General features: G+C 70.4%; 13 protein-coding genes. 5 read left to right on the top strand and 8 right to left on the bottom strand.

Annotated elements, in window-relative coordinates; translation table 11 throughout:
• Positions 1–604 (top strand): zinc-binding dehydrogenase (locus PROKR_RS24465; RefSeq protein ID WP_169736550.1); only part of this gene is annotated, 604 nt, incomplete at its 5' end.
• A gap of 93 nt (positions 605–697) precedes the next feature.
• Here the strand turns inward: PROKR_RS24465 and PROKR_RS24460 are convergent.
• From PROKR_RS24460 to PROKR_RS24450, 3 genes are all read right to left on the bottom strand, one after another.
• Complete coding sequence (locus PROKR_RS24460) at positions 698–1,825, bottom strand: cytochrome P450 family protein (RefSeq protein ID WP_211240229.1); 1,128 nt, start codon at positions 1,823–1,825, stop codon at positions 698–700.
• Positions 1,826–1,934: 109 nt separating this feature from the next.
• The gene (locus PROKR_RS24455; RefSeq protein WP_036968864.1) at positions 1,935–2,393 is read right to left on the bottom strand and encodes an SRPBCC family protein; all 459 of its coding nucleotides are present in this window, start codon (positions 2,391–2,393) and stop codon (positions 1,935–1,937) included.
• Positions 2,394–2,511: 118 nt separating this feature from the next.
• On the bottom strand, positions 2,512–4,722 hold the full coding sequence (locus PROKR_RS24450) for a xanthine dehydrogenase family protein molybdopterin-binding subunit (RefSeq protein ID WP_036968861.1): 2,211 nt from the start codon (positions 4,720–4,722) through the stop codon (positions 2,512–2,514).
• Positions 4,723–4,887: 165 nt separating this feature from the next.
• Here PROKR_RS24450 and PROKR_RS24445 point away from each other — a divergent pair, with 165 nt between their 5' ends.
• From PROKR_RS24445 to PROKR_RS37900, 3 genes are all read left to right on the top strand, one after another.
• On the top strand, positions 4,888–5,745 hold the full coding sequence (locus PROKR_RS24445; protein WP_036968858.1) for a helix-turn-helix transcriptional regulator: 858 nt from the start codon (positions 4,888–4,890) through the stop codon (positions 5,743–5,745).
• 286 nt (positions 5,746–6,031) lie between these two features.
• Positions 6,032–6,871 carry a helix-turn-helix transcriptional regulator gene (locus tag PROKR_RS24440; RefSeq protein WP_036968855.1) on the top strand — a complete coding sequence of 280 codons (840 nt, stop codon included), beginning with the start codon at positions 6,032–6,034 and terminating at the stop codon, positions 6,869–6,871.
• Positions 6,872–6,922: 51 nt separating this feature from the next.
• Positions 6,923–7,105, top strand: a complete 183-nt coding sequence (locus PROKR_RS37900) for a thiamine pyrophosphate-binding protein (RefSeq protein WP_342665907.1) — start codon at positions 6,923–6,925, stop codon at positions 7,103–7,105.
• A 142-nt stretch (positions 7,106–7,247) separates the two neighbouring features.
• Here PROKR_RS37900 and PROKR_RS24435 read toward each other — a convergent pair whose 3' ends face one another.
• Positions 7,248–8,192 carry an SDR family oxidoreductase gene (locus tag PROKR_RS24435; RefSeq protein WP_036968852.1) on the bottom strand — a complete coding sequence of 315 codons (945 nt, stop codon included), beginning with the start codon at positions 8,190–8,192 and terminating at the stop codon, positions 7,248–7,250.
• A 207-nt stretch (positions 8,193–8,399) separates the two neighbouring features.
• A complete protein-coding gene (locus PROKR_RS24430; protein ID WP_036968849.1) occupies positions 8,400–8,792 on the bottom strand; it encodes an ester cyclase in 393 nt (130 codons plus the stop codon).
• Positions 8,793–8,908: 116 nt separating this feature from the next.
• On the opposite strand from PROKR_RS24430, the gene PROKR_RS24425 reads away from it, so the two are divergent.
• Positions 8,909–9,922, top strand: coding sequence for an AraC family transcriptional regulator (locus tag PROKR_RS24425; RefSeq protein WP_051433320.1), 1,014 nt, complete (start codon positions 8,909–8,911; stop codon positions 9,920–9,922).
• Between the two features lie 83 nt (positions 9,923–10,005).
• Here the strand turns inward: PROKR_RS24425 and PROKR_RS24420 are convergent, their stop codons facing one another.
• The 3 genes from PROKR_RS24420 to PROKR_RS24410 all read right to left on the bottom strand — a co-directional run bounded on the left by PROKR_RS24420 (position 10,006) and on the right by PROKR_RS24410 (position 14,367).
• Positions 10,006–10,830 carry an SDR family oxidoreductase gene (locus PROKR_RS24420; RefSeq protein ID WP_036968846.1) on the bottom strand — a complete coding sequence of 275 codons (825 nt, stop codon included), beginning with the start codon at positions 10,828–10,830 and terminating at the stop codon, positions 10,006–10,008.
• A gap of 79 nt (positions 10,831–10,909) precedes the next feature.
• Positions 10,910–13,171 (bottom strand): xanthine dehydrogenase family protein molybdopterin-binding subunit, encoded by a 2,262-nt coding sequence (locus PROKR_RS24415; protein ID WP_036968843.1) that lies wholly within the window; start codon positions 13,169–13,171, stop codon positions 10,910–10,912.
• Between the two features lie 11 nt (positions 13,172–13,182).
• Positions 13,183–14,367, bottom strand: a complete 1,185-nt coding sequence (locus tag PROKR_RS24410) for an XdhC family protein (protein WP_036968840.1) — start codon at positions 14,365–14,367, stop codon at positions 13,183–13,185.
• Positions 14,368–14,589 lie beyond the last annotated feature (222 nt).

Here is a 14,589-nt window from a genome sequence, read left to right as displayed (position 1 = left end):
GCGCGGGCTCCGCCGCCTCGGCCCGGTCCTCGGCCGCCGGGTGCTGGTGCTGGGCGGGACCAGCGCGGTCGGGCTGTTCGCGGTGCAGCTCGCGGCCCGCAGCGGTGCCGACGTCGTCGCAACGACCAGGAACCCTGCCGCGCGCGAACGGCTGATCGGGCTCGGCGCGCGAGAGGTGGTGGCCTCGCCGTCCGACCTGAGCGGTGACGTCTCCGGCGTGCTTGACCTGCTGGGCGGCTCCCACCTGGTGCGGGCGTTCGCGCGGCTCGCGCCGGGCGGCACGCTCGTCGCCCTGGGGCACGCGGCCGGGGAGGAGGAACGCTTCGGGTACGGGGACCTGTTCGGCGACGGCAACCGGCACGACCGTTCTCTGACGACGTTCTTCCTCGGGGCCGAGGCCGACCTCGGCCACGACATGTCGTGGCTCGCGGCCGAGATCCACGAGGGGCGTCTCGACCCGGTGGTCGGGGCCGTGCGGCCGTGGCGGGAGCTGCCGGACGTCTTCGCGGCCGGCGCGGGGCGGACGTACGGCAAGGTCGTCTTCACCGTCGACGGGGATCACGCAAGAACCGCGCCCACCGATCGCCCGGGCCGCCCACGGTGACGGTCGGGCCGGTGGAGCGAACGCTAGGCCCGATCGGTCCGGCCCGGGACCCAAGGTAAAAATCCAGTCACTCGGCCGACCTGAGCCGCCGGCTCAGGAGGGCTCGCCGCGAAGGTGGACAGGCAGTTCGGTGACGCCGCGCTGGAAGTCGGTACGCCGGCCGATGCTCTCGACGGGGACCGCCAGGCTGAGGTCGGGGAACCGGGTCATGAGCGCAGTGAACGCGGCCTGTGCCTGGGCACGGGCCAGCGGGGCGCCGATGCAGTGGTGGACGCCGTACCCGAAGCCCAGATGCCGGGCCGGTGACCTGTCCAGGCGCAGCTCGTCGGCGTCCGGGAAACGAGCGGGGTCCCGGTTGTCGTCCGCCAGACTGACCATCACTCGCGAGCCGGCCGGGATGGTCCGGCCGCCCAGCGTGACCGTCGCGGTGGCGCGGCGCTGCGTCGTGACCGCGATCGGCGGCTCGAACCGGATGAACTCCTCGACGGCAGCCGGCAGCAGGCCGGGTTCGCCGCGCATCCGGATCCAGCGGTCCCGGTCCTCGAGCAGCATCAGCGCGCCGCTGCCGATCAGGTTGACCGTGGTCTCGTAACCCGCGATCACCAGCATGAAGACCATCGACGTCAGCTCGTCCGCCGAGAGCCGGTCGCCTTCCTCCCCCGCCGCGACGAGGTCGCTCACCAGGTCGGTGCCGGGCCGCGCGGCACGGTCGACGAGCATGGCCCGGATGCGCACCAGCAGTCCGTTCAGCGCTTCGGGCATCTCGTGCTGCCGGGCCGGGCCGGCAGCGATGATCGCGGACCAGTCCCGGAACGCGGCGCGATCTTCGAGCGGCACACCCAGCAGCTCGCAGATGACCTGCAGCGGCAAGGGGTTGGCGAAGGTCTCGATGAGGTCGACCGTCTCCTGGCCGGCGATCGTGTCGAGCAGCTCCGTGGCGATCTGGTCGATGCGCGGGCGCAGCGCCTCGACACTCCGTGCCGTGAACGCGGACGAGACGAGCCGGCGCAGCCGCGTGTGGTCGGGAGGATCGAGGAACAGCATCTGCCGCAGCATCGCGCTGGTGAGCTCCGGCGTCAGGCCGACCTCCTCCGCGGTCAGCACCTTGGACAGACGCTGCTCCGACAGCGCCTGCTGGGCCTCGTCGTATCCGGTGACCAGCCAGCCGGTCGTGCCGTCGGGCAGGCTGATCTCCTGGACTCCGGTCGGGTTCGGGGTCACGACACTCTCCACCATCGGTTCTCCGTCTGTGGGTCCGGTCTTTTTTCGTGGGGCACCGGTTCCGCCACGCCCGCGCGGCGTCCGGTGTGTGCAGTGCCAGCGCCTGCGCTCAGCGGCTATGTTCGTCGTCGATGCGCGCGGCGTAGGTCGCCAGGTCGTCGGCCATGCGTTGCATGATGCCCGGCAGGATGAACGGCATCAGCCACCCGACGCCTGGCCGGGCGTGCCAGCTGCCCTGCCAGCTGATGGCCGTGCCGCCGTTGGTGTTCGGCTCGAGCCGGATCTCGGCTCGGTAGTCCCTCAGTGCAGGATTGAAGACGTCCTCGTACGTCATCTTCCGGTTCTCCACCAGCTCGACGAGTCGTTCGGCGGCGACTGTGCGTCCCGTGCGGAAGGCGCGGACCGATCCGACGCCGTCACGCCCATTCGGGTCGAGCCCGCTCGAACGGGGCTCCACGAGCTCGTCCAACCCCGATGACCAGCTGGGCCAGGAGCGGCCGTCGACCAGGAGACGCCAGACCGTATCCGGTGAGGCGGAGCTGGTGGTCCTGACGTGGTAGCTGGGCATGGAGGGACCTCTCGATCGTCGTTGCGGCGGGCGGCGGGTACATCCTCGGCGGACGCCGGAGCCCTATCCAGGCTCTCCCGATCCCAGGCTGGTGACCAGGAGCTGGCGGGCCGTGCGGCTAGTCGTCCTGCAGCAGCTTGTCGAGGGTGATGGGCAGGTCGCGGACCCGGACACCCGTGGCGTTGAAGACGGCGTTGCCGACGGCGGCGGCCGAGGCGACCGTCCCGATCTCGCCGAGCCCTTTGGCGCCGAGCTCGCTGAGGACGGGGTCGGGACGGTCCAGCCAGTGCACGTCGATGTCGGGGATGTCGGCGTTGACGGGGACCATGTAGTCGGCCAGGTTGCTCGCGGCCAGTCGTCCGGTGCCGGGCTCGACAGGGTTGTGCTCCAACAGGGCGTGCCCGATGCCCATGATGACGCCACCGACGAGCTGGCTCCGGGCTGCCCTGGCGTTCACGACGCGACCGGCGTCGACCACGGTGGTGAAGCGGTTGACGCGGGGTTCGCCCGTGTGGCGGTTGACCCGGACCTCGCAGAAGTGGGCGCCGAAGCTGTGGATGGCGTACCGGTTGGCCTCGTCGCCAGGCTGGTGACTTCCCTCGCCGCCGACGGCGGGCGTACCGACGGTGGTGAGGAGCTGGCCGAAGGTCATCGCACGGTCCGCCGAGCGCAGGCGGCCGTTCTCGTAGTGCAGGTCCGCCGGATCGATGCCGTGCCAGGGGGAGCGAGGGCTGGTCACGGCGAGCCGCCTCAGCTCGTCGACGGCGGCCCGTGCGGCGGCCTGGACCGCCGGTACGGTGCTGGCGGTGGCGCCGGATCCCACCGACGAACCGCCCTGCGGCAGCGTCGAGTCACCGTACTGGAGCTCGATCCGGCGTATCGGGATCCCCAGGGCGTCGGCTCCGACCGTCGCGACCATCGTCGCGGCGCCGGTGCCCGGGTCCACCGTCGCGGTGGACACGACGGCGGTGTTGTCGGCGTGCAGACGGACCCGGACGGTGGCCGGCTGCCGGTCCGTCGGGTAGACGGCGGAGGCCATCCCCATGCCGATCAGCCAGTCGCCGTCGGTGCGGGCGCGGGGGGTGGCGGACCGTGCCGACCAGCCGAAGCGTCGTGCCCCCACGTGGTAGCACTCGTCGAGGTACTTGCTCGTCCAGGGCCGTTCGGTACCGGGAACGACGGTGGTGTAGTTGCGCAGCCGCAGCTCGACCGGGTCGACGCCGGTGGCCACGGCGAGCTCGTCCATCGCGGTCTCGAGCGCGAACGCTCCAGGGGCTTCGTTGGGCGCCCGCATCGCCCAGGTCGGCGACATGTCGAGGGCCACCTGCCGGTCCTCGACGTGCAGGTTCGGCGTCCGGTACGACAGGCCCGAGGACGTCTCCGCCGCGACCATGTGCCACCCGCCGACGGCGGGCATCTCGGCGTCTGTCACGTGGCTGACGGCGGTCAGCACACCGTCCCGCGAGGCGCCCAGCCTGACCGTCTGGTTGATCTGACCCCGGCGGCCGATGACCTGGAACACCTGCTCCCGGGTCAGGACGAGCCTGACCGGGCGGTTCAGCACGTCGGCCGCGGCCGCGGCGAGGGAGGTGTCGTACCAGGACAGGACCTTGCTGCCGAAACCGCCTCCCACGTACTTGCTCATGACCTGTACGCGGTCGGCCGGGATGCCGAGCCTGGCGGCGATCAGCATGACGGCGAAGAGGGGCACCTGCGTGCCGCTGTGGACGGTGAGGATGCCGTCACGCCACTGGGCGAGGGTGACGTGGGGTTCCATCGCGACGTGGTGCTGCGCGTCCTGGTGGAAGCGGGCCTGCACGACGACGTCGCTCGCCGTCAGCGCCGCATCGATCGAGGCGACGCCGGGGGCCAGGACCGTGGAGCCGGCCGGGTGCCCGCCGGGCGTCGTCTCGGGCAGCGCGCTGGGCTCGTCGTCGAGCGAGGTACGTGGCGTCGTGGCGTCGTAGGTCGTGGTGACCAGCGCCGCCGCGTCGCGCGCCTGCTCGAAGCTCTCGGCGACGACCATGGCGATGATCTGCCCGTGGAAGCGCACCTCGGGGTCCTGGAGGGGCGCGTAGTTCTCGCCGAGTCCGGGCATCACGTACAGGCGCAGGGGGTTGAACGGGCTGTACACGTCGAGGACGCCCGGAGCGTCCAGCGCGGCGGCCGTGTCCATGGCGCGGATGCGGCCGAGCCCGATGCTGCTGGTGATCAGGTAGGCGTGCACCAAAGCAGGGGCTGGGTGGTCGCCGGAGTACTGGGCGGCGCCGGTGACCTTGAGCCTGCCGTCGATGCGGTCGATCTCGCGTCCGATTGGTGTATAGGCCATCGTGGCTCCTCTTGGTCGCTGGTCACGTGCTCGGATCCAGACTGACCAAGCCGATGGACGGCAACCAGGGGGGTGGCGATCCCAGGCTGGGGTCTCCGGAGTCGCCCTCATGGGGGTATCGACGATCCGTGTCACGCCGCGTGCGCGGGTGCTAGAAACGAAGGCATGACAGTCGATCGGGTCGGCCTGGCCGGCTTCCTGCGCCACCGGCGGGAGTCGCTGCAGCCGGAGGACGTCGGCCTGCCGCGTGGACGACGCCGTCGGGCCGCGGGGCTACGACGGGAGGAGGTGGCCCTGCTCTGCCACATGTCGACCGACTACTACATGCAGCTCGAACGGGAGCGTGGCCCCCGCCCGTCCGAGCAGATGCTGGCGTCGATCGCGCAAGGGCTGCACCTGTCCCTCGACGAGCGTGACCACCTGTTCCGCCTGGCCGGGTACAACGCGCCTCCGCGCGGCCCGGCCGACGAGCACATCAGTCCCGGCTTGCTGCGTGTCTTCGACCGCCTGACCGACACGTTCGCCGAGATCGTCACGGAGCTCGGGGAGACGCTCCGGCAGACACGGCTGGGCGTCGCCCTCACCGGTGACCTGACTGCCTACCGCGGCCCGGCCCGCAGCATCGGCTACCGCTGGTTCACCGATCCTGCCGCGCGATGGCTCTACGCCCCCGAGGACCATCCATTTTTGTCCCGCATGTTTGCCGCCAGCCTGCGCCAGCTCGCGACCCTCCGCGGCCCGGGCTCCAGAGCGGCGCAGCTCGCCGACCGGCTCCTCGCGCGGAGCGAGGAGTTCCGCGTGGTGTGGAACGACCATGAGGTCGGCGTTCACCCCCATGACGTCAAGCGTCTGGTGCATCCCGAGGTCGGCGCGCTGGAGCTGCACTGCCAGTCGCTGGTCGACCCCGATCAGTCGCACCACCTGTTCGTGTACACCGCGGTTCCTGGTACCGAGAGCTACAAGAGGCTGCAGCTGTTGTCCGCGGTCGGGCCGGAGCGCTTCGCGGCCAGTTCGAGAGACTAGGCCTCCTGCGCCCCCGCTTCTGGGTCAGGTCGACGGGAGGGGATCGGCCCCGGTCGTGGGGATCACGATGCGCTCGACCAGGTGTGCGGTCTCCAGCTGTTTGAGACGCACGGTGAGCATCCGCGGGGACGGCCGGCCGCCATCGCGACGCAGCGGACTCGACGAACTCGCGCAGGCTCGCCAGGTAAGAGCGCGGGTGTCTGCGCCAAGGGGGGATCGTCAGGGCGTGGCTACCGTGCTCCGCGTGGGATAAGAACGAGGCAGAACTGTCAGAAGGGGGAGCAATGTGATCGATCGCGCCGGGTTGGCCGGGTTTCTGCGGAGCAGGCGTGAGGCGCTGCAGCCGGAGGACGTCGGCATGCCTCGCGGGCAGCGGCGCAGAACCAGCGGGTTACGGCGCGAGGAGGTCGCGACGCTGTGCAACATGTCGGCCGACTACTACTCGCGTCTGGAACGGGAGCGCGGTCCGCAACCGTCGCCGCAGATGCTCGCGTCGATCGCGCAGGGGCTGCACCTGTCGATCGACGAACGCGACCACCTGTTCCGCCTCGCGGGACACAACCCGCCGGCTCGGGGCGCGTCGAGCGAGCACATCAGTCCTGGGCTGCTGCGCATCCTGGACCGGCTGGAGGACACACCCGCGGAGATCGTCACGGAGCTCGGCGAGACTCTGCGGCAGACGCCGATGGGGGTCGCGCTCACGGGCGACACGACCCGGCACACCGGGCCGGCCCGCAGCAGCGGCTACCGCTGGTTCACCGACCCGAGCGCTCGGGATCTCTACGCCCCGGAGGAGCACGCCTTCCTCACCCGGATGTACGCCGCGGGCCTGCGCGGGCTCGTCACCCTCCGTGGCCCCGACTCCCGTGCCGCGTACCTGGCCGACCTGCTCCTGGACTTCAGTGAGGAGTTCCGGCGGGTGTGGGACGAGCACGAGATCGGGATCCGCCCGCACGAGGTCAAGCACTTCGTGCATCCCGAGGTCGGTGCCCTGGAGCTCAACTGTCAGCGCCTGGTCGACCCGGGCCAGGCCCACGCCCTGATGGTCTACACGGCCGTCCCCGGTACCGAGAGCTACGAGAAGCTGCAGGTCCTGTCCGTCATCGGTACACAGACGCTGCGCTGAGCCGGCGAGCCGGAGAACGCCCCGACTGCCCGGCAGGTTCGCCACTCGCGCATGTCCCACCCGCCACCAGGGAAAGCCATCATGCCCACGGGTCGTCTCTTCGAGGGGGTCGCCACCGGTGCGGCCGATGGCTTCGCCAGGATGGCCGGCCGCCCGGCCATGTCCCTGCTCCATCTCGGGCCCGGTCTGGCCAACCTCCACAACGCCCGGCGTGCTCACAGCCCCCAGGTCTGATCGAGGCAGTTCTCACTGCGGCCTGACTCCACACGTCGACCGCCCGGTGGGCACGCGGCGCGTACGTGCCGCGTGCCCACCGCGAGGTTCCTTGACGGTCGATCAGTGCGCGACGTGCGGGTCAGGCGACCGGGCACTTCTCTCAGACGGTGTTGATAGCCGTCTTCGTCAGCTGCTCGGAGACGTCCCAGACGCGTGCGGCCTCGTCCGCGCTGCGCAGTCGCGAGTAGAGCTTCTGCTCGGCGGGCGGTCCTCCGACGCGTCCAGGCCAGTTCGGGCCGTAGAAACCGCCAGGCCTAGAGCTGGGGTCGGTGGCTGCCATGAGAGCGGGCAGCTTGGCCGTCTCGACCGTCCCGAGCAGGATGCCCCTCTCGGACAGGAAGCGGATCATCCTCCGGGCGGGTACCTCCTCGCCACGACCGAGTTCTGGACGGGCCGCGAGCAGGTTCGTCGGAGCGACCCCAGGATGCGAGAGATTGCTGGTGATACCCCAGCCGCCCGCGCGGCTGCGCCGGTCGAGCTCCAGACCGAACAGCCCGAAAGCGATCTTCGACTGGCTGTAGGCGCCCTGCCCGTCGTAGCTGCGTTCCCAGTTCAGGTCGTCCCAGTTGATCGAGCCCTGGTTCGCGGCAATGCTCACCTGTGAGGTGACCCGCGCACGGCCGGCTCGAAGGAGCGGCATCAGGTGCGCGACGAGCGCGAAGTGACCCAGGTGGTTCGTGCCGAACTGAAGCTCGAACCCGTCGGCCGTCGTCTGTCGGTCTGGTGGGGTCATGACGCCCGCGTTGTTGATCAGTAGATGAATCGGTCGCCCTTCCCCGCGCAACGTGTCACCGAGCGCGGCGACGGACGTGAGCGAGGACAGGTCGAGGTCTCGCAGCGAGACCTTCGCAGCGGGCACAGAGTCCCGGATCTTCGTGATCGCCGCTTCACCCTTGCGCGGGTTGCGCACGGGCATGATCACCTCGGCGCCCGCTGCCGCGAGGCGCGCGGCCATACCCAGGCCCATGCCGTCGCTGGCGCCAGTGACGACGGCAAGCTTTCCCGACAGGTCCGGGATCACGATATCGATGGGTTTGCGTGACATTGGTCCACTCCTAGAAGGCAGGTTGTCAGCCCTACTCTCGCGGAAATGGACGGCGTTATTCAGGCCCTGACAATCCGCCCTTACCAAGTGCCCGTCCCGGTGGCCTCTTATCATCGGTTCGGACGCCGGGCCGGCGTCCGAACCGATGATGCGGTGGCTGGGCAGAAGGGGTTCTCGCGGACCGGTGAGCGTTCGACGCCTTCGCGGTCAGCCGCCCAGCTGCTGCCTGGCGGCGTCGGAGTCCTGCAGGTTCGTCATGTTGATGAACCGTCCGTCGCGGACCCGGTAGAGGGCGTACTCGGTGACCTCGAACGATGCGCCAGTGGGAGCGACCCCGAGCCACTCCTTGACCGGGGTGCCGGTGTTGGTCAGGCGCGCAGCCACCTCGTGACCGCTGACCCTGAAGTCGTCAAGGCGCCACTTCAGATCGGGCACGGCGTCCACCTGGGCGGTCAGCGCGGCGACGACCTGGTCACGGGTAACGGCGTCACCGAAATGCGTGAGCTTCTCGGCGACGAACTCGTCGAGGCGGTGGAACTCGTGGGCGTTGAGCACTGTGATGTAGTCCTCGTAGAACTCGCGGAGTTCGGCGTATGTCATGTCAATCTTCCCTCTCGAATTGAGCTGAGCCGCACATTGTCATCTCGTCTCGCAGCCTGCGATCGAAGTGCGGGCACACGACAAGCCTGCAACCGTGCATTGCTAGAATCCATAACGTGCCGTCCGCAGTTTCTTACGCATCCTCTACTTTCCCGCCCGACGCGGGACCGAGTGACCCGGTCGCGGATGCGATCGGGCTGTTACGGCCTCGTACCGTGGTCTATCCGGCGTTGCGCGCCGGCGGGTCGTGGAAAGTGCGCTTCGAGGCGTTCCCGCACGTCAAGATCGGCGGCGTGGTACGCGGTGACACCTGGTTGGCGCTCGACGGGCGGGAGCCGGTGCATCTCCGTGAGGGCGACTTCTACCTGCTGAGCAACCCGCCGGCCTACTCACTGGGCAGCGGCCAGTCCATCGAGCCGCTGCCGGCCGCGACATTGTGGGAAACCGCCGCAGGGGGCGCCGTACGCATCGGATCGGTCGACGACGAAGACACATACCTGTGCGGTGGGTACTTCTGGTTCGACGAGCTCAACGCCCCCATCCTGCTCGACATCCTGCCGCCGCTCGTGCACGTTCGCGCAGACGATCCCCGGATCCGTTCGCTGGCGTATGTGACCGAGCTGTTGTCCGGCGAGGTCGGGACCTGCGCCATCGGGAGCTCGCTCATCCTTGACCACCTGGTCCAGATCCTCCTGGTCCAGGTGCTGCGTGCCCACGCTGAGCAGTCGGATCGTCCTGTCGGGTGGCTGGGGGCGCTGGTCGACGACGGTGTCGGCGCCGCGCTGCGTGCGATGCACTCGAACGTGGCCCACCGCTGGACCGTTGAGGAGCTCGCCGGGATCAGCCACCTGTCGCGCTCGGGTTTTGCGAAGTCGTTCAAACGACAGGTCGGGCTTGCGCCGCTCGAGTACCTGATCCAGTGGCGCATGAGCCTGGCGCGCGATGCGCTGCGGCGCAACACGCAGACGATCTCCGAGCTCGCGTTCGCCATCGGATACGAGTCCGAGAGCGCGTTCAGCACCGCGTTTCGACGTGTGGTCGGTGCCTCGCCGAAGCAGTTCCGGGACCGTGCACTGCGACCTGCTGGGGCAGAGGGACGTCGCGACGAACTCGCCGTCGGTGCTGCCTGAGCCGTCCGGCAAACGATTGGCGACCGTCACCGCTGCGTCTCAGCGGTGTGCGGAGCGCCCGGACGAGACCGCCCCTCACTCCGTCAGTCCGTGGGACGTCGCGGCAGACCCATGATCCTGGACAGCATCGTATCCACCGCCCGGGCGGGCAGGAGCTGCTTCATGGTGACGACCATGCGTGCGTCGGCGCCGACGAGGTAGCGCGTCCGGGGCCGACGCGCGGTGAGTGCTCGCTCGACAACGGCGGCGACCCGCTTCGGGTCACCGGCTCCAGCCTCCACGGACTCGTTGAACTGGACGAACGCGTCCAGGGCGCGTCCGTACCGGCGCTCTGCGGGCTCCGCCATGGCCGCGCGGTCTACCTCCGCGATCGCCGTTGTCTTGGCCCGGTTCTGTGAGGCGAAGCTTCCGGGATTGATCATCACCACGGGAAGACTCCACGGCGTCAGCTCCTGACGGAGCGCGTCCGCGACCGCCTCGACGGCGAACTTCGAGGCGCTGTAGGCGCCCAGGAGCGGTGTGGTGACGAGACCGCTGGTCGAACCGATCATGACGAGGCGCCCGTGGCCCGCTCTGATCGCGGGCAGGAACGCCTGGGTCACGGCGACGACCCCGACGACGTTGATCTCCAGCTGCTCCCGAAGGCGGTCGAGCGGCAGGTGCTCCAGGGGCCCGGCGATGGTGATGCCGGCGTTGTTCACCACGCCGCTGAGCGGACCGATCTCCTCCGCCACGGCGGCGAGCTGCGCGGTGTCGGTCACGTCCAGCTCTACGGCCCTGATCCGCGGGTGGGCCGGGGCGTCCGCGAGGCGCCGCACTCCGGCCACGACCTCGTGGCCGTGCTCAGCGAGCCTGACGGCGATCGCGCTGCCGATGCCGCTCGACGTACCCGTCACAAGTACTCTCATTCCATACCCCTTGATCCGATGCCCGATATGCCGTCTGGATTGCCCTCGCGTCGCCCGCGCCACATGACCTGGCCGCTCCCTAGAGGTGGTCGATCAGCTTGTCGAGGGTGATGGGCACGTTGCGCACCCGGATGCCTGTGGCGTTGTAGACGGCGTTGCCGATGGCGGCCGCCGAGCCGACCGTGCCGATCTCGCCGAGGCCTCGGGCGCCGAGGCTGCGGGTGCCGACGTCCTCGCTGCCGTCGCCGAGCGGTCCGGTGAGGATGGGGTCGGGCCGGTCGAGCATGACCACGTCGATGTCGGGGACGTCGGCGTTCACGGGCACGAGGTAGTCGGCCAGGGTGCTGTTCGCGAGGCGTCCGGTGCGGAGCTCGAGGTGGTTCTCCTCCAGGAGGGCGTGCCCGATGCCGAAGATGACGCCGCCGACGAGCTGGCTGCGGGCGGCCTTGGCGTTGATGACGCGGCCGACGTCGGCGACGGTGGTGAACCGGGTCACGCGGGTTTCGCCGGTGTACCGGTTGACCCGTACCTCGCAGAAGTGGGCACCGAAGCTGTGGTGCACGTACCCCGGGTCGGCGGCACCGGGTGACTCGGCGGTCGCGGTGATGCCCGGTGAGCCTACGGCTCTGAGCAGGCGTCCGAAGGTCATCGAGCGGCCGAGCCCGTGCAGGATCCCGCGCTCGTAGCGCAGGTCGTCCGCGCTAGCGCCATGCCACGGCGAACCGTCGTCGGTGACGGCGAGCCGCTTGAGCTCGTCGATCGCATCGTGGGCAGCGTTCACGACCAGGGGCACGGTGGCGTGCGTGGCACTGGAGCCGACGGCGGGTGCGCCCTGAGGCAGCAGGGTGTCGCCGATCTCGGGCGTCACCCGGTCGAGGGGTATCCCCAGGGCGTCGGCGCCGGAGACCGCGACCATGGTCGCCCCGCCGGTTCCGAAGTCCGAGATCCCCGTCGAGACCACGGCCGTGTCGTTGTCGAGCAACCGGACACGCACGCTCGCGGGACGGCGGTGCGCAGGGTAGATGCCGGTGGCCATACCGGTGCCGTACAGCCACTGCCCCTCGATGCGCGAACGGGGTGTGGCGCTGCGGGCGGACCAACCGAAGCGCCGCGCGCCGACGCGGTAGCACTCCTCGAGATGCTTGCTCGACCACGGCAGCCCGGTCACGGGATGGACAGTGGCGTTGTTCCGCAGCCGTAGTTCGACCGGGTCGATACCGGTGGCGACGGCCAGCTCGTCCATGGCTGTCTCCAGGGCGAAGGATCCGGGGGCTTCGTTGGGGCCGCGCATCGCCCGGCTCCCGGGAATGTCCAGCACGGCCAGCTCCGCATGGACGCGCAGGTTGGGCGTGCGGTACAGGGCGTCCGTGGTGTTGTGGGCTGGCGTCATGGGGAAGGCGACGGTGGACGGGCGCTCGGAGACGCTCTGGTGGCTGACGGCGTTGAGGACGCCATCGCGGGAGGCGCCCAGCCGGACCGTCTGGGTGAGCTGGGGCCGGTGGCCGGTGAGGGTGAACATCTGTTCGCGGGTGAGGACGAGTCGGACCGGCCGCCCGATCTCCCGGGCCGCGGCGGCGGGGAGCGGGGTGTCGCTCCAGATGATGACGCGGGCGCCGAACGCGCCGCCCACGTACTTGGTGATGAGCCGAACGTTCTGGGACAGGACACCGAGTCGCTGGGACATCCCGAGTGCGAACGCCGCGGGGACCTGTGCGCCGGCGTGGATGGTGACCTGGTCGCCGTCCCAGGCGGCGAGGATCGCGTGGGGCTCCATGGCCACGTGGTGCTGGATGTGCTGGTGGAACTCGGCCTCCACGACGACGGCGCTGGCGGCGAGCGCGTCGTCGATCGAGCCGACGCCGGGGGCCAGGACCTCGAGGCTGCTCGGCGTCCCGGTGAGGGTGGGGCCTGCCGGCTCGTGGGGCTCGTCCGCGAGAGAGGTGCGCGGTGGCTGCGCGTCGTAGGTCACCGTGACCAGTGCGGCGGCGTCGCGTGCTTGTTCGGGGGTCTCGGCGACGACCATCGCGATGGCCTGACCGTGGAACCGGACCTCCGTGTCCGTCAGGGGGACGTAGTTCTCCACGAAGCCGGCGAGCGGGCCGGTGATCGGATACAGGCCCAGGCGGGTCTCTGGCGCGGCGTAGACGCGCAGGACACCGGGCGCGGCGAGCGCGGCCGCGGTGTCGATCCTGCTGATGGTGCCTCGTGCGATGGTGCTGGTCACGAGGTGGGCGTGGGCGAGGTCGGTGGCGCGGTAGTCACCGGAGTACTCGGCGGCGCCGGTGACCTTCAGTCTGCCGTCGACGCGGTCGGTCTCGCGTCCGACTGGGGTACGGGGCATCGTGACTCCTTCTAGCTGCTGAGCGTGAGTGCGCCGGTCGACGGGGCACTGGTCGACGGGACGCTGTGGTGGATGGGGACGCCGGTGCTCAGGGGCACCCCTGAGCCGCCGTGCCGGTGGGCGACGATCTCCGCGGCGATGGACAGCGCGGTTTCCTGCGGGGAGCGGGCTCCGAGATCGAGGCCGATGGGGGAGTGGAGAGGGTCGAGCTCGTGCTCGGTCAGCCCTGCGTCGCGGAGCCGGGCCAGGCGCTCCTCGTGGGTGCGGCGTGAGCCCATGGCCCCGACGTACGCCAGGGGCAGCCGCAGAGCAGCCGTCAGCAGCGGGAGGTCGAACTTGGGGTCGTGGGTGAGCACGCAGGCAACGGTCCGGCTGTCGAGCAGCCCGGCGTCGGCCTGCGCCTGGAGGTAACGGTGCGGCCAGTCGACGACCACCTCGGCGTCCGGGAACCGCTCCGCGGTGGCGAATGTGGCCCGCGCGTCGCACACGGTCACGCGGTAGCCGAGGAAGACGCCGAGCCGGGCCAGCGCGGCGGCGTGGTCGATCGCGCCGAAGACGAGCATCCGTGGAGCCGGGGTGCTGGACTCCACCAGCAGGGTCAGGGGCTCCCGGCAGAGGCTGTCCGCCACCCCGAGCTCGACCGTGCCGGTCTGCCCTGCATGCAGCAGGTCCGTCGCTCGATCCCCGGCCACCCGGTCGAGCAGCTCGTCCCCGAGACTTCCTGCGACGGGTCGGCCGGGCCGCACGACGATCGTCCGGCCGAGGTGGGTGCCCGGGCCGCGCACGACCGTGGCCAGGGCCACCGCCTTGCCGTCCGTCGAGGTTCCGGCCTTTCCGCCCGCGGCGTCGGAGAGTGCCCGTTCGAGTTCCGGCGCGGCGGCCGGGTCGTGGTGGCGCAGGAGCAGCTCGATCGTGCCGCCGCAGGTCAGGCCCACGCCGATCCCGTCGGCGTCGGAGTAGCCGAACCGTAGCGCCTGGGGCCGGTGGTCGCCGGCCAGCATCTCCTGGCAGGCCTCGTGGACGGCGGCGTCGACGCAGCCGCCGGACACGTTGCCCAGCACCGCGCCGTCCGCATCGACGACCAGCGAAGAGCCAGGCTGCCGGGGAGCACTACCGGCCACGCCGGTCACGGTGGCCGTCACGAACGGGACTCCGCGCCGGACACGTTCGAGCAGCTCATCGGCGAGCTCAAGCATGGCCACCGTCCGATCCGGTACTGCCCGGCTCGACGGCGCCTGGCCGAATCAGCTCACGTGGACCGCTCATCGGCTCTCCACGAGCTCGGTCAGTGCCCGTACCAGGGTGCGGCGCAGCAGCGCGGGCTTGAACGCGTTGTGCGCGCGGGGCTGGGCGCCGTCCGCGGCACGCCTGACGGCGGCCTCGAACGTGGCGGAGGTCGCGGGCCGGCCGGCCAGGGC

This window comes from Promicromonospora kroppenstedtii DSM 19349, assembly GCF_000515355.1.
In the GTDB taxonomy this organism is placed as follows: domain Bacteria; phylum Actinomycetota; class Actinomycetes; order Actinomycetales; family Cellulomonadaceae; genus Promicromonospora; species Promicromonospora kroppenstedtii.
This window is presented reverse-complemented; position numbering and strand designations above follow the sequence as displayed.

Coding starts and splice junctions, on each gene's coding strand:
- PROKR_RS24435 (WP_036968852.1), bottom strand. CDS start 8,192: ATGTCACGCAAACCCATCGATATCGTGATCCCGGACCTGTCGGGAAAG.
- PROKR_RS24410 (WP_036968840.1), bottom strand. CDS start 14,367: ATGCTTGAGCTCGCCGATGAGCTGCTCGAACGTGTCCGGCGCGGAGTC.
- PROKR_RS24455 (WP_036968864.1), bottom strand. CDS start 2,393: ATGCCCAGCTACCACGTCAGGACCACCAGCTCCGCCTCACCGGATACG.
- PROKR_RS24445 (WP_036968858.1), top strand. CDS start 4,888: ATGACAGTCGATCGGGTCGGCCTGGCCGGCTTCCTGCGCCACCGGCGG.
- PROKR_RS24450 (WP_036968861.1), bottom strand. CDS start 4,722: ATGGCCTATACACCAATCGGACGCGAGATCGACCGCATCGACGGCAGG.
- PROKR_RS24420 (WP_036968846.1), bottom strand. CDS start 10,830: ATGAGAGTACTTGTGACGGGTACGTCGAGCGGCATCGGCAGCGCGATC.
- PROKR_RS24430 (WP_036968849.1), bottom strand. CDS start 8,792: ATGACATACGCCGAACTCCGCGAGTTCTACGAGGACTACATCACAGTG.
- PROKR_RS37900 (WP_342665907.1), top strand. CDS start 6,923: ATGTCCCACCCGCCACCAGGGAAAGCCATCATGCCCACGGGTCGTCTC.
- PROKR_RS24415 (WP_036968843.1), bottom strand. CDS start 13,171: ATGCCCCGTACCCCAGTCGGACGCGAGACCGACCGCGTCGACGGCAGA.